Annotated in this window: 12 protein-coding genes and 1 pseudogene; 7 read left to right on the top strand and 6 right to left on the bottom strand. The window is 61.2% G+C overall.

The genetic code is table 11. The features are described 5' to 3' along the window. Nucleotides 1-6 precede the first annotated feature (6 nt). On the top strand, nucleotides 7-3213 hold the full coding sequence (locus B3F77_RS01445) for an efflux RND transporter permease subunit (protein WP_293603230.1): 3207 nt from the start codon (nucleotides 7-9) through the stop codon (nucleotides 3211-3213). Nucleotides 3214-3296: 83 nt separating this feature from the next. Here B3F77_RS01445 and rfaE2 read toward each other — a convergent pair whose 3' ends face one another. Together rfaE2 and B3F77_RS01455 are read right to left on the bottom strand one after the other, a co-directional pair. Further along, nucleotides 3297-3767, bottom strand: coding sequence for a D-glycero-beta-D-manno-heptose 1-phosphate adenylyltransferase (rfaE2, locus tag B3F77_RS01450; RefSeq protein WP_293603242.1), 471 nt, complete (start codon nucleotides 3765-3767; stop codon nucleotides 3297-3299). Between the two features lie 23 nt (nucleotides 3768-3790). Next, the gene (locus tag B3F77_RS01455) at nucleotides 3791-4660 is read right to left on the bottom strand and encodes a ferritin-like domain-containing protein (RefSeq protein WP_293603231.1); all 870 of its coding nucleotides are present in this window, start codon (nucleotides 4658-4660) and stop codon (nucleotides 3791-3793) included. Nucleotides 4661-5034: 374 nt separating this feature from the next. On the opposite strand from B3F77_RS01455, the gene B3F77_RS01460 reads away from it, so the two are divergent. Continuing rightward, the gene (locus B3F77_RS01460) at nucleotides 5035-5562 is read left to right on the top strand and encodes a glutathione peroxidase (RefSeq protein WP_293603243.1); all 528 of its coding nucleotides are present in this window, start codon (nucleotides 5035-5037) and stop codon (nucleotides 5560-5562) included. A 570-nt stretch (nucleotides 5563-6132) separates the two neighbouring features. Beyond that, a pseudogene (locus B3F77_RS01465) lies at nucleotides 6133-6240 on the top strand (nuclear transport factor 2 family protein); the annotation flags it as partial. Nucleotides 6241-6310: 70 nt separating this feature from the next. Here B3F77_RS01465 and B3F77_RS01470 read toward each other — a convergent pair. Then, complete coding sequence (locus B3F77_RS01470; protein ID WP_293603232.1) at nucleotides 6311-6925, bottom strand: glutathione S-transferase family protein; 615 nt, start codon at nucleotides 6923-6925, stop codon at nucleotides 6311-6313. A gap of 144 nt (nucleotides 6926-7069) precedes the next feature. Here B3F77_RS01470 and purB point away from each other — a divergent pair, with 144 nt between their 5' ends. Continuing rightward, entirely contained in the window at nucleotides 7070-8449 is a 1380-nt protein-coding gene (purB, locus tag B3F77_RS01475) for an adenylosuccinate lyase (RefSeq protein WP_293603233.1), read from the top strand. Between the two features lie 112 nt (nucleotides 8450-8561). Here the strand turns inward: purB and B3F77_RS01480 are convergent, their stop codons facing one another. Both B3F77_RS01480 and B3F77_RS01485 read right to left on the bottom strand, forming a co-directional pair. Beyond that, nucleotides 8562-8873 (bottom strand): putative signal transducing protein, encoded by a 312-nt coding sequence (locus tag B3F77_RS01480; RefSeq protein WP_293603234.1) that lies wholly within the window; start codon nucleotides 8871-8873, stop codon nucleotides 8562-8564. Nucleotides 8874-8969: 96 nt separating this feature from the next. After that, complete coding sequence (locus B3F77_RS01485; RefSeq protein WP_293603235.1) at nucleotides 8970-9407, bottom strand: DUF3717 domain-containing protein; 438 nt, start codon at nucleotides 9405-9407, stop codon at nucleotides 8970-8972. A gap of 479 nt (nucleotides 9408-9886) precedes the next feature. On the opposite strand from B3F77_RS01485, the gene B3F77_RS01490 reads away from it, so the two are divergent. After that, on the top strand, nucleotides 9887-10624 hold the full coding sequence (locus B3F77_RS01490; protein ID WP_293603236.1) for a TerC family protein: 738 nt from the start codon (nucleotides 9887-9889) through the stop codon (nucleotides 10622-10624). 42 nt (nucleotides 10625-10666) lie between these two features. Beyond that, a complete protein-coding gene (locus B3F77_RS01495; RefSeq protein ID WP_293603237.1) occupies nucleotides 10667-11020 on the top strand; it encodes a phage holin family protein in 354 nt (117 codons plus the stop codon). Here B3F77_RS01495 and B3F77_RS01500 read toward each other — a convergent pair. Continuing rightward, nucleotides 10976-12529, bottom strand: coding sequence for a M48 family metalloprotease (locus B3F77_RS01500; RefSeq protein ID WP_293603244.1), 1554 nt, complete (start codon nucleotides 12527-12529; stop codon nucleotides 10976-10978). The genes B3F77_RS01495 and B3F77_RS01500 overlap by 45 nt on opposite strands. Nucleotides 12530-12693: 164 nt before the next feature. On the opposite strand from B3F77_RS01500, the gene moaC reads away from it, so the two are divergent. Then, nucleotides 12694-13227 (top strand): cyclic pyranopterin monophosphate synthase MoaC, encoded by a 534-nt coding sequence (gene moaC, locus B3F77_RS01505; protein WP_293603238.1) that lies wholly within the window; start codon nucleotides 12694-12696, stop codon nucleotides 13225-13227. Nucleotides 13228-13331 lie beyond the last annotated feature (104 nt).

A 13331-nucleotide genomic window follows, 5' to 3' on the forward strand; every position in this document is an offset into this window, starting at 1 on the left:
GCAGTCGTGAACTTCTCCTCGCTCTCCATCAAGAACCCGGTGCCGGCCATCATGCTGTTTGTGCTGTTGTCGCTGGCGGGCATCCTGTCCTTCCGGTCCAGCGTGGTGCAGGATTTTCCCGATATCGAATTGCCCATCGTCACGGTCAGTGCCGCGCTGTCAGGTGCGGCTCCGGCGCAGCTGGAAACCGAAGTGGCCCGCAAACTGGAAGACTCGGTAGCCACGCTGCAAGGCGTGAAAAACATCTACACCAAGGTGCTCGACGGCGACGTGGAGGTCACTGTCGAATTCATTCTGGAAAAACCGATTACCGAGGCGGTCAACGACGTGCGTGACGCTGTGGCCCGCGTGCGCGCTGACTTGCCCGCCGACGTGCGCGACCCGTCGGTCACCAAGGCCTCGACCGCCGGCCGCGTGGTGTTGACCTTCACGGCGGCGGCCGCACCCACTCCGGCTGGAACCGGCCGCGCGAGCCCGCTCGATGACCAGGCCCTGAGCTGGTTTGTGGATAACGCCGTGGCCAAGCGCCTGCTCAGCGTGCCGGGCGTCGGTGCCGTCAAACGGGTGGGTGGCGTCAGCCGCGAAATCCGCGTCGAGCTCGATGCCAACAAAATGGCGGCGCTGAATGTAGCCGCCATTGATGTGTCGCGCCGCCTGAAGCTGGTGCAGCAGGAAGCACCGGGTGGCCGCGGCGACGTGAGTGGCGCCGAGCAGTCGGTGCGCACCATTGCCACCGTCAAAACTGCGGCCGAACTGGCGATGCTGGACATCTCTCTGGCCGACGGTCGCCACATTCGCCTGGACCAGGTCGCCAACGTGCTCGATACCGTGGCCGAGCCCAGGTCCGTGGCGACTCAGGATGGCCGCACCGTGGTCGGCTTTGAGGTCTTCCGTACCAAGGGCGCCAGCGAAGTGGATGTGGCCCGCGGCGTGCGCGCCGCCGTGACCGAACTGCAGATGAACAACCCCACCATCACCCTGACGCCGGCCATCGACAACGCCCAGCCGGTGGCAGAAAACTTCCAGGGCTCGATGGAGTTGCTGTTTGAGGGCGCACTGCTGGCCATCCTGGTAGTGTGGTGGTTTTTGCGCGACTGGCGCGCCACGCTGGTGTCCGCTGCTGCTTTGCCGCTGTCGGTGATCCCGACGTTTTTGGGGCTCAAATACTTTGGCTACACGCTCAACACCGTGACGCTACTGTCGCTGGCCCTGGTGGTCGGCGTGCTGGTGGACGACGCGATTGTGGAAATTGAAAATATCGAGCGTCACCTGCGCATGGGCAAAACGCCGTACCAGGCCGCCATGGAAGCGGCCGACGAAATTGGCATGGCGGTGATTGCCACCACCTTCGCGCTGGTGGCGGTGTTTTTGCCGACCGCCTTCATGGGCGGCATTCCTGGCCTGTTTTTCAAGCAGTTTGGCTGGACCGCCGTGCTGGCCATTCTGGCGTCGCTGGTGGTGGCGCGGCTGCTCACCCCCATGATGGCGGCCTACATCCTGAAGCCGCACAAAAACGCAGCGCACGCCGACCCCACAGCCGCCTACCACGAGGCCCCCGATGGCTGGCTGATGACCCGCTACATGGCCACCATGCGCTGGTGCCTGCGCCACCGCGCGGTCACGATGACCGGGGCGGCCATTTTCTTCGTCGCCTCGGTGTCTCTGGTGCCCCTGTTGCCCACCGGCTTTGTACCGGCAGCGGACCGGGCCCAGACGCAGATCAACATCGAGTTGCCGCCCGGCAGCACCCTGGCTGAGACCCGCGCGGTGGCCGAGCAGGCGCGCGTCGCCAGCATGGGCGTCAAGGAAATCAAAAGCGTGTTCAGTTCGATCGGCGGCGGCTCCAGCGGCGATGCTTTTGCGCCCGGCGCCGCGGCCGAAGCGCGCCGTGCGGTGCTGACGCTCACCACCAGCCACCGCAATGACCGGGCGGCGTCCATGGCCGATATCGAGTCGCAGCTGCGTCTCAAGCTGACCGACATTGCCGGCGCGCGCTTTACCGTCGGTCCACCCGATACGGGCGTCAAGATGCAGCTGGTGCTGCAAAGCGAAGACCCGGTGGCCCTGCTGGCCAGCGCGCAAAAGGTCGAACGCGAACTGCGCACGCTGCAGGGCGTCGGCAACGTCAGCTCCAGCGCATCGCTGGTGCGGCCCGAAATCATTGTGCGGCCTGACACCGCCCGCGCCGCCGACCTGGGCGTCACGGCCGCCAGCATTGGCGAAACCGTGCGCGTCGCCACAGCCGGCGACTACGACACCAGCCTGTCCAAGCTCAATTTGTCGGAGCGCCAGGTGCCGATTCGTGTCAAGCTGCCCGACGCCGTGCGCGCTGACCTGACGGCCTTGGCGCGCTTGACGGTGCCCGGCAAAATGACACCGACTGGGGCGGCTGCCCCCGTGATGCTCGGCAACGTGGCCAGCATCAGCATGGAGAGCGGCCCTGCGCAGATTGACCGCCTCAACCGCAGCCGCAACGTGACGCTGGACGTGGAGCTGGGCCGACGCCAGCTGGGCGACCTGAACGCCGAAGCCCGCGCCCTGCCCAGCATGAAAAGCCTGCCGCCCGGCGTGAAGATTGCCGAGCTGGGCGACGCGCAGGAGATGCGGTCGCTGTTCGCCAGTTTTGGCATTGCCATGCTGATTGGCGTGCTGTGCATTTACGGTGTGCTGGTGCTGCTGTTCCATGACTTCTTGCAGCCCGTCACCATTCTGGCGGCTCTGCCCCTGAGCATTGGCGGCGCCTTCGTCGCCTTGTTGCTGACCGGGCGGGCACTGTCCATGCCTTCCATGATCGGCCTCATCATGCTGATGGGCATCGTCACGAAGAACTCGATTCTGCTGGTGGATTACGCCATTTTGGCGCGTGAAAAGGGCATGAGCCGCTTTGACGCGCTGGTGGACGCTTGCCACAAGCGCAGCCGCCCGATCCTCATGACCACCATTGCCATGGGCGCCGGCATGCTGCCGCTGGCCCTGGGCTGGGGCGCCGACCCGAGCTTTCGCTCACCGATGGCGATTGCGGTGATTGGCGGGCTCATGACCTCCACGCTGCTGAGTCTGCTGGTGGTGCCTGCCGTGTTCACCTATATCGACGACCTGGAGCATTGGTTCAGGCGCATGGCCGCGAAGTTGCAAAGACGCCGCGGCGAGGCAACCGGGGCAGAACCAGCGATTGCAGCGGACAGAAAAGCGGCAGAATCGCCGGCACCGTGAGCAGAAATTGAAGGTTGACTGCTTGGCCTGAAATACAAGACAAATCGGCTCTCGGCCCTTTATTGACGGGCATGAACAGCTATTTATTTAATAGCTTGTGGGCTTGACCGAATCTTCTGCACCAGCGCCGTGGTCGAATAGCCATCGACAAACGGAATCGCCAGCGCCTTGCCGCCATAGCGTTCCACCACAGCGGTTTCGGCGAGCTTGCGCATGTCGTAGTCGCCGCCCTTGACCAGAACATCCGGCTTGAGCTCGGTGATCAGTTCCAGGGGCGTGTCCTCGTCAAACCAGGTGACCAGGCTGACCGACTCCAGCGCCGCCATCAGTGCGGCACGATCTTGCTGATTGTTCAGCGGACGATCCGGGCCTTTGCCCAGCCGTTTCGCCGAGGCATCGGTATTGAGCGCCACCACCAGACTGGCGCCGAGCTGGCGGGCCTGGGCCAGGTAAAGGGCATGGCCGCAATGCAGCACATCAAACACGCCGTTGGTAAACACGACGGGTCGCGGTAGCGCTGCCACACGCGCCTGCGCGTCTTCGCGCGCAGCCATCTTGGCTAAAAATGCCGGCGCGCTCACACGGCTTGCGGCTTGGTGTCGGGCATCGCAGACACCGCCATCTCGCGGCTCAGCTCCTTGCGGTAGCGGTTGAGTTCCTGCACGGTTTTAAAATTCTGGTTCATCAACAGGCTCATGTTGTGCAGGATGCGATCCACCACTTTGCCTTCCCACGCCGCATCAAACTTGATTTGCGTGTCGAGCCAGTGCTCCAGCCACTCGGGATTGGGCAGACGGCTTTGAACGGTGTCGCGTGGGAACAGGGTTTTGTTCACATGCAGATTGGTCGGGTGCAGCGCCTGCGACGTGCGGCGGGCACTGGCCATCAGGACACCGACCTTGGTGAAGGCGGCCTTGGCCTCATTGCCGAACTTGTTGATGGCGCGCTTCATGTAGCGCAGGTAAGCGCCGCCGTGGCGCGCTTCGTCCTGGCTGAGCTGGGTATAAATCTGCTTGATGACGGGCTCGGTGTGCCATTCGCTGGCGCAGCGATACCAGTGGTTCAGCCGAATCTCGCCGCAAAAATGCAGCATCAGGGTTTCCAGCGGGGGGGCCGGCTCGAACTCGAAGCGCACTTCGTGCAGCTCTTCTTCTGTGGGCGCTAGCTCGGGCCTGAAGTGCTTGAGGTATTCCATGAGCACCAGCGCGTGTTTTTGCTCTTCAAAAAACCAGATCGACATGAAGGCCGAAAAATCACTGTCGTCCTTGTTGTCACGCAAAAACATTTCCGTTGCCGGCAACGCCGACCACTCGGTGATGGCGTTCATCTTGATGGTCTGTGCCTGCTCGTCAGTCAGTTTCGAGGCATCAAAACTGGCCCAGGGAATGTCCTTGTCCATGTCCCAGCGGACGGCTTCAAGTTGTTTAAACAGTTCGGGGTAAAGCATAGAAGCTCCTTGCAACGGATACGCAGAAAAATCTGCCTCGGATGTTCTGGCGGTCCATCCTGGGGATTGGTCGCAATTTTAGGCGGCTAATGTGACGACAGGAGACTTGCAGGCTATTTACCTACAGAGTAGCGTTGTTTCGGCCCTCAGGTCGGAAGGCGTGCCGGCAAGAGGCCGTCCCCGCGATGTTTGCAGCCTGTGTCCGCACAGCCGTCCTGGCCAGTCTCTGCGCGAGACGATGCCGTTGGCAAAAAAATGCCAAAATAAATTGGCTTCAATCAACTGTCAGCGAGTATTGCCATGGTCGCCCTCCCTCTCAAACCTTTGCGCCTGATCACCTTGCTCGCCAGCATCGCGCTGTCCGCTCCAGCGGTCTGGTCGCAACGCCCGGCGCGCCTGCGCCGCTTGCTGCGCCAGCGGCCTGCTCCGGGCTTTTGCAACAGAACGTCTTGCGCCTGCAGGATGAAAAACCGCAGTCGCTTTGCCAGTACAGCGGCAAAGTCGTGGTCGTGGTCAATACCGCCAGCTTTTGCGGCTTCACGCCGCAATACAAGGGCCTGGAAGAACTTTATGCCAAATACAAAGACCGCGGACTGGTGGTGCTGGGCTTTCCCTCCAACGACTTTTCGCAGGAAACCGGTAGCAACAAGGAAATTGCGGATTTCTGCGAGAGCACCTTCGGCGTGAAATTCCCGATGTTCACAAAAACCACCGTGTCCGGCAAAGACGCCAGCCCCCTGTTCAAGCAGCTGGCCGACAAAACCGGTACCACGCCGCGCTGGAACTTTTACAAATACGTGATTGCGCGGGATGGTGTTAACGCGACCAGCTTCAACTCCCTGGCCGGCCCCACCAGCCGTCAGTTTGTTCAAGAGATCGAGAAACAGCTGGCCAGCCAGTAAGCCTGAAAAGCCGTTACTCCAAGTAAAACCATCACCCAGTCACCATGTTGACTAAGCGGCAACTTTTCTTGTTTGATGGCATAGGGGCCAATTTTTCACCAGCCATCACGCGCTGCCAACGGCGTTCAAAGCAAGCCGCCTCACGGCGCGCCAAACGCTTGGCACAGCCTCCATCCTGTCGGATAGGCCGGCCGCGACAGGTTTTTTGCGTTAACAAAAATTTACTTGAAGCATCGCGCACAGGTGGGAACTACCACCGCCTAGCCTATCTCTAAAACTTGTGTTGGTCGCTCCCCAGCAGGCAGCGGCGGTCACATGACTCTTTTACTGTTGCGAAGCCTTCTGAACCGACTTGGTTTGGATGCAATTCCGGGGTGCTCATCCTCCTCCTCTTTCATTCGCGCCGGACCGCTTCGCAGCATTTTTATCTTGCGGGAACCGCATGAGCGGCGCTCCCCTGCGGGTTGCCGTCATCGGTTCCGGTATTTCGGGGCTGGCCGTTGCATATGCCCTGCTCGGCCTTTGTCGAAACGCCGCTCACGGCGCACAAGCAGTTCAGCACGCCCGAACATTCACCGCGATCATTGGCATGCCGCTGAAGAGCTGTATGAAAAGCTGCCGCTGGTGGGCGGCTTGATGCGCTGGTTCAAAAAGCGCGCCAGGCAGAAAAGTGCTTAATTTGCTATATTTTTAATAGCTATTTGTGCCCGTATTTATTGGGCTTAAGTCACTTTTTTGCTCTAAAAAATCAGCTTGGATGGGTTTCCACGAAGCTGGGGCGTTGAAGCAGTTTTTCCTGCAACTTTGCCAGATTGGGACAGGTCTCGCGCCAATTGATCTGGGCGAAGCGCAAATCCAGATAACCCAGCGCGCAGCCAACCGCCACATCCGACAGGCTGAGGTGAATGCCGCTGCAAAAAGGCTTGTCGCCCAAGCCGGTGCTCATGGCTTTGAGCGTGGCGTCAATTTTGCCCATCTGCCGCGCTATCCAGGCGTCGCTGCGCTGCTCGGCACTGCGGCCCGGCCAGGTGGCCTCCAGCCGGGCCAGGATGGCCGCATCGAGCAAACCGTCGGCCAGCGCCTCCCAGGTTTTGACCTCGGCACGCTCGCGGCCCTGAGTGGGAATGAGCTTGCCCACGGGCGACAGGGTATCCAGGTATTCGACGATCACGCGGGAGTCAAACACGGCTTCACCGCCTTCCATGATCAGGCAAGGCACCTTGCCCAAGGGGTTGGAAGCGATGATGCTGGTATTAGCCGCCCAGACATCTTCCAGTATCAGCTGGTAGTCGAGCTTTTTCTCAGCCATCACAATGCGCACTTTACGTACGTAGGGGCTGGTGGCGGATCCGATGAGTTTCATGGTAGGAGGGGGATCGAGATCGTGGTCTGGGGAAAGCGTATTCTATCGAGTCAACCCCCGTCCCGGCTGATGTAGCGCAAAGGCGCGCAAAGCTGCACCGTTTCAGCGTCCCACCGCTGCAGGTAGCCAGCCTACAATTGCCGCATGAGCTTTTCACCCATCAATGCCCTGTCTCCACTGGACGGCCGCTACGCCAGCAAACTTAGCCAACTACGCCCCCTGATGTCCGAGCAAGGCTATATGCACCGCCGGGTTCAGGTGGAGGTTGCTTGGTTTATTGCCCTGTCGGATGCCAAATTCGCCGAATTCAAGCCGCTCAGCCCCGGCGCACGCACCTACCTGCTGGGCCTCGTCAAAAACTTCTCGGAAGCCGATGCGGGCGCCATCAAGGACATTGAAAAAACCACCAACCACGACGTGAAAGCCGTGGAGTACTGGATCAAGTCGAAATTTGAAGCCCGGCCAGAGCTGCAGGGCGCCAGCGAATTCGTCCACTTTGCCTGCACCAGCGAAGACATCAACAACACCAGCCATGCGCTGCAGCTGCGCGCCGGGCGCGATCTGGTGGTGCTGCCGGGGCTGGACCGCATCGTGCTGAAGCTGCGCGAAATGGCCCATGTCTATGCCGAGGTTCCCATGCTCAGCCGCACCCACGGCCAGACCGCCAGCCCGACCACCGTGGGCAAGGAAATCGCCAACGTGGTGGTGCGCCTGCAGATCGCCTGCGCGCGCATCGCGGCTGTGAAAATTCTGGCCAAAATGAACGGCGCCGTGGGCAACTACAACGCCCATCTGTCGGCCTGGCCCGACTTTGACTGGGAAGCCTTCAGCAAAAAGGTCGTCGAAACGCCCGAACCGCTGGGCCTGGGCCTGAACTTCCAGCCCTACAGCATCCAGATCGAGCCGCACGACTACATGGCCGAGCTGTTCGACGCCGTGGCGCGCGCCAACACCATACTGATCGACCTGGCGCGCGATATCTGGGGTTATGTCAGCGTGGGCTACTTCAAGCAGCGCCTGAAGGAGGGTGAAGTCGGCTCCTCCACCATGCCGCACAAGGTCAACCCGATTGACTTTGAAAACGCCGAAGGCAACCTGGGCCTGGCCAATGCGCTGCTCAGGCACATGAGCGAGAAACTGCCCATCAGCCGCTGGCAGCGCGACCTCAGCGACTCCACCGTGCTGCGCAACATGGGCGTGGCCCTGGGCTACGGCGCACTGGCCTATGCCTCACTGCTGACCGGACTGAACAAGCTTGAACTCAATCGCGAAGCGCTTGACGATGACCTGAACGCCTCGTGGGAAGTGCTGGCCGAACCGATACAGACGGTGATGCGCCGTTACGGCGTGCATGGCGCTTACGAGAAACTCAAGGAAGTGACCCGCGGCAAAACCGTCAAGGCCGAAGATCTGCATGGACTGATCCGCTCGCTGGAAATTCCCGAGCCTGAAAAGCTGCGCCTGCTGGCGATGACACCCGCCAGCTACATCGGCATGGCGGCGACGCTGGCCAAACGGGTTTAAGAACTAAGTTTAAAGCAGTCCTGGAGCGCTGGCTGAAAGGCCCGCACGCTCATCGGCGGACTCACCCGCTGCTGCGCCAAAGCAGACGCGGCAGGCGAAACAGATTGGTCGCCTAAGCCGGCTCAGGCGGCATGGCCGCGCCACACTGCCAGCACTGCTCAAAGCCGCCTTCGACGATTTCCCCGCAGCGGCACAGCCAGCGCCGTTGCGGCATGTTTTGCAGCGCGTGCAGCAGCTCGCGTGCCCGAGGCTCCTCTTCATCATGCGTGAGCCAGACTTCGGGCAGGCACTGGTCAGGCGGCAGTTCACCCGCTATGCCGCTCAAAAAATAGCGCTGCACACTGGCAGCTATTCCGGCCTGCTGCAAGGCGTCAGCCCACAGCGCAGCGATGGCAATGTTGGGGGCGCGGGTCAGTCTAAGCATGTACCAGTGTAGGCCAGATAGGCGGGTGTTTACTACTAAATTAATAGCTGCCTGTGCCCGTCCTGTAAGGGCTGGAGGCCTAAAAGTCTTGTATTTTCAGTTTTTTCCAGGCGACTGGGCCGGCGTTTTGTTTTCAAGCGCCCGGTCGGCATAGCGGCCAAAGCGCCAGGCTGTCGCCTCCAGCGTGATGCGCCGCCAGGTACTGCGCTTCTCGGCGGGCGTCATTTCGGGCCAGTGCTGCACTTCGTCGAAGGTGCGGCCGCAGCCCTTGCACAGCGCATCGCCCTGGCTGGTCGAGCAGATGGCGATGCAGGGCGTGTCGGCCGTTGTGTCGTACCAGGCGCTCCAGGCGGCCAGCGCCCTGGGCGGAAAGCTCTTTTCGTCCGCCTCGTCCTCATGCTGGAAAACCATGAGCGCGTACACCTCGGCCAGCGCATGCAATTCGGGCGCCAGCGTCACGCCGTCATGTGAGGGCTTGTTGTCGCGCCAGTAGTTGATGGCGGCTTCAATGTCGGTGATGTGGATGCCGGGCATGGGGAAAAAGAAAAATGCGGGAAAAATACGAGAAAGGCGCGGTCCGCGTCATCGGCGAAGCTGCAGAGCCGGGCTGCTCATTATCGGCGGGACAGCGGGCAGCTCCATAACAGCGCGGGCATGCTGAGGGGATGGCGATGAAAGACCCCGGTGTTTGCAGGAAATCCTTTTTACTGTCAAATAGCGCAACGAAGGGGAGTAACTCCCTTGGGTTGCTGCCATGTTCAATCACGGACGCCGCAGCAAAATCGCTTCAGCAAGTCGTCATCACGAAGTTCACACTTCCGGCTTGTTGGGCATGCAGCAACACTGCATGTCGAGCCAGACCTTCGATTGAAACCTGAACAGGTTTGATCGAGGCGTTCGCGGCATCCATCATCCGCACCACTCACTGCACTCACTGTGCCTGTTCAGTTTCAATAAATCCGGAAATCCATCCTGCGGATTTCCACGTCGAAACTTGATATGGAGTGTGAACAATGGAATTATTTACAGCCCCCTGGTGGTCCGCCCTGCTGGCGATCATTTTCATCGACCTGATGCTCGCTGGCGACAACGCCATCGTGATTGCGCTGGCCGCCCGCAAGCTGCCGCCCCACTTGCAGAAAAAAGCCATTGCCTGGGGCGCTATCGGGGCCATTGTGGTCCGCTCAGCCATGACGGTGGGCGTTGTGTGGCTGCTGAGGATTCCCGGCCTGATGCTGCTGGGCGGCCTGGGGCTGCTATGGATCGCCTACAGGCTGCTGGCCGACCAGGACGACAAGGCGCACGCTGGGCCGGTTGCCAGCACCTTCTGGGGCGCCATGAAAACCATTGTCGTGGCCGACGCCTTGATGGGCATTGACAACGTGCTGGGTGTGGCCGGTGCCGCGCACGGCTCGTTTGACCTGGTCATCATCGGCCTGCTGGTGAGCGTGCCGATTGTGGTGTTTGGCAGCACGATGGTGCTCAAACTGCTGGAGCGTTTTCCCATCATCATCAATGCCGGTGCCGCCGTGCTGGCGTTCACAGGCGCCAAGATGATGGTGAGCGAGCAGTTGCTTGACTCGATTTACGGGGGGCCGAACGCCTTGCCCTCCCTTGAGGCCCTGCATACTGCGGCCGAATGGGCCACCTACACGCTGGCCATTGCCGGCGTGCTGGGCGCGGGCTGGTGGGCCAAGCGGCGCGCCAAATCCGAATGCGATGCCAACGCTGCGCAGACGATGAAGGCCTGATTCTGGCTACTCCGGCACACCGTGCGGTGGTATTCTGAGGCCATGAAACTCCTCATCAACTGGCTTTTAAGTGCGACTGCCTTGCTGGCGGTGGCGTATCTCTATTCAGGCGTGGTGGTGAGCAGCTTTACGGCGGCGCTGATTGCAGCGGCCGTGCTGGGCGCCCTGAACATGGTGGTGCGTCCCATCCTGGTGTTGTTGACCCTGCCCGTCACGCTGGTGACGCTGGGTCTGTTCCTCTTCGTCGTCAACGCGCTGATGTTCTGGGCCGCTGCCAGCCTGGTTACCGGCGTGAGCGTGAAGGGTTTTGGCGCAGCCCTGATTGGCTCGCTGATTTACTCGGTGCTGCAGCTAGCGATCGACTTTGTCTTGCAGCGCCTGTTCTTTAATAAGTAGCTCGACCTGGCGGGTTCGCGTGTCAATGATTGAGCCCTCCACATAGTCCGCGCTGCTGGGGTTGCTGCGCATCAGCGACTGCGCGGCCTTGAAGCGGTCCCGCGCCGCCGGGTAGTCCAGTTGTGCGGCCCGGCTTTCGGCATCGGCGCGAATTGCCCGGACAGTCTGGTTTTGCTGGCCGTACGCCACGGCGAGCAATTGCCAGGCCATCGCATCTTTGGGATGGGCCGCCACCCAGGTCTGCAGCCGGTCCGAGACGTCTCGCGCCCGGTGCGCCGCCATCAATGAGCGGGCCTGCGTCAAGACCTCAGCGCGCGAGCGGGTCTTGGCCATATCGACCGATGATGCAGAGGGAGGAACCACACCCGCCAGCAAATCAATCTCAATGGCCAGCAGCTCCACTGCCGTGTTGGCGCGTGGGATTTCAGCGGTGAGCGGTTTGAGCCGGGTCAAAAGGCTTCGCGCGCCCGCAAAATCGCGCAACTGGGCCGCCGCAAATACCCCGCCATACAGCGCTCCCGCGTCGCGGATGTTGTCCGCCGAGGCCGGGGACGCAAGCGCCTGCAACGAAGCGCTGCGGTGCCGGGCTTCGGCCACTATGGCGTGCAGCGCGTCGACCCCGGGAACCGCCAGAATTCGGGCGCGCGCGGCCATCATGGCGTGCAGCTCATGCGCCTTGCCAGCGTTTGCCTGGCTCTCTTTGCTTGGCTGGATGGCCGCCGCCGAAGACAACTGCAAGCGCGACTGCGCTTCGGCAATGCGCTGGGTGGTCAGTGGGTGTGAGCGCAGGTAAGGGAAGGCCCCGCTGTCGTTCAGCCTTGCGGCCTGTTGCAGTTTTTCAAACATCGTCGTCACGCCACGGCTGTCAAACCCGGCATCGGTCATGACGCCAAAACCGACGCGGTCGGCTTCGCGCTCCATGTCGCGCGAAAAGTTAAGCTGACCCTGTGCCGCAACGGCCTGCCCACCGACGATGGCTGCGCTGGCGGCGTTCGGGCTTTTGTTGGCAGCCAGGACGCCCAGAATCATGGCGGCAATCATCCAGGGCGCCTGCCGGCTCTGCTGCGTCATCAGCCGCGAAATATGCCGCTGCGTGACATGGCTGAGCTCGTGTGCCAGTACGGCAGCCATCTCATCCGAACTGCCCACCGAGCCAATCAGGCCCAGATGCACCCCAAAATACCCGCCGGGCAAGGCAAACGCATTGATGCTTCGGTCACGGATCAGAAAAAGGTCCCAGGCAAAGCGCTCATCCAGCTCCGCCTGAAGTTCGCCCCGCGAACGCGCCGCCGTCAGCAGAGGCTGCCAGATGCTTTGAAGGTAGTCCCCGAGTACCGGGTCATCGACATAGTCCGGGTCGCGATAAATGCTGGCGGCAATGCGGTCGCCAATGCGCCGCTCCGCCGCCGCCGACAGCTCGGAGTTGTCACCCAGCGAAGGCAGCGAGCCCGTCGCACCGCCAGACGCACTTCGTGGTGCTTGAGCCAGCGAGAAGTTGGTAGCCGCCATGAACACCAGGGCCGCCAGCGCCAGCCGGGTCCGGGCAAGGCGCTGTGTTGGCGGGGCGTTTTTAGAACGAATCAAGGGAAACAAAAGCAATCACCTCTGCGGTGTGGGTGGATTCACAAACATGCTCTTATGATGACGGATGGTTGTAAAGGTTCTGTAACAGCATGACGACGTCTTCTCCTTCTTCTTCAGCACTCACCCACTTCGACAGTCAGGGCCAGGCCCACATGGTTGATGTGGCGGCCAAGCCGGCCACGCACCGCATCGCCATCGCCCAAGGCCGTATCGTCATGAATCCGGCAACGCTCTCGATCATTCTGGCAGGTAGCGCCAAAAAAGGCGATGTGCTGGGCATCGCACGCGTTGCCGGCATCATGGCCGCCAAAAAGACCAGCGACCTGATCCCGCTGTGCCATCCGCTGGCGCTGACCCGGGTTGCTATTGATTTTGTAGCTGCTCCCATAGTCAGTACGGGAGCTAAAGGCCTTATGGAGGGTGAAACAGGGGCTGTCACCTGCACCGCCACGGTAGAAACTGTCGGCCCCACCGGCGTGGAGATGGAAGCGCTGACCGCCGTCAGCGTCGCACTGCTCACCATCTACGACATGTGCAAGGCGGTGGACCGCGGCATGACCCTCACCGACGTGAAACTGCTCGAAAAGCACGGGGGGAAATCGGGGGACTGGGTAAGTGGTTGATTTGGCTGTGTTTTTCGCACATTGATCAAACGCATACGGTTGAATTTCACTATTGATGCATTGTCTTAATTGGTTGTGTCCCGTTAGCCGCTGACGAGCGCACT

It is taken from the genome of Polaromonas sp. UBA4122 (assembly GCA_002381615.1).
Taxonomy (GTDB): Bacteria; Pseudomonadota; Gammaproteobacteria; order Burkholderiales; family Burkholderiaceae_C; genus Polaromonas.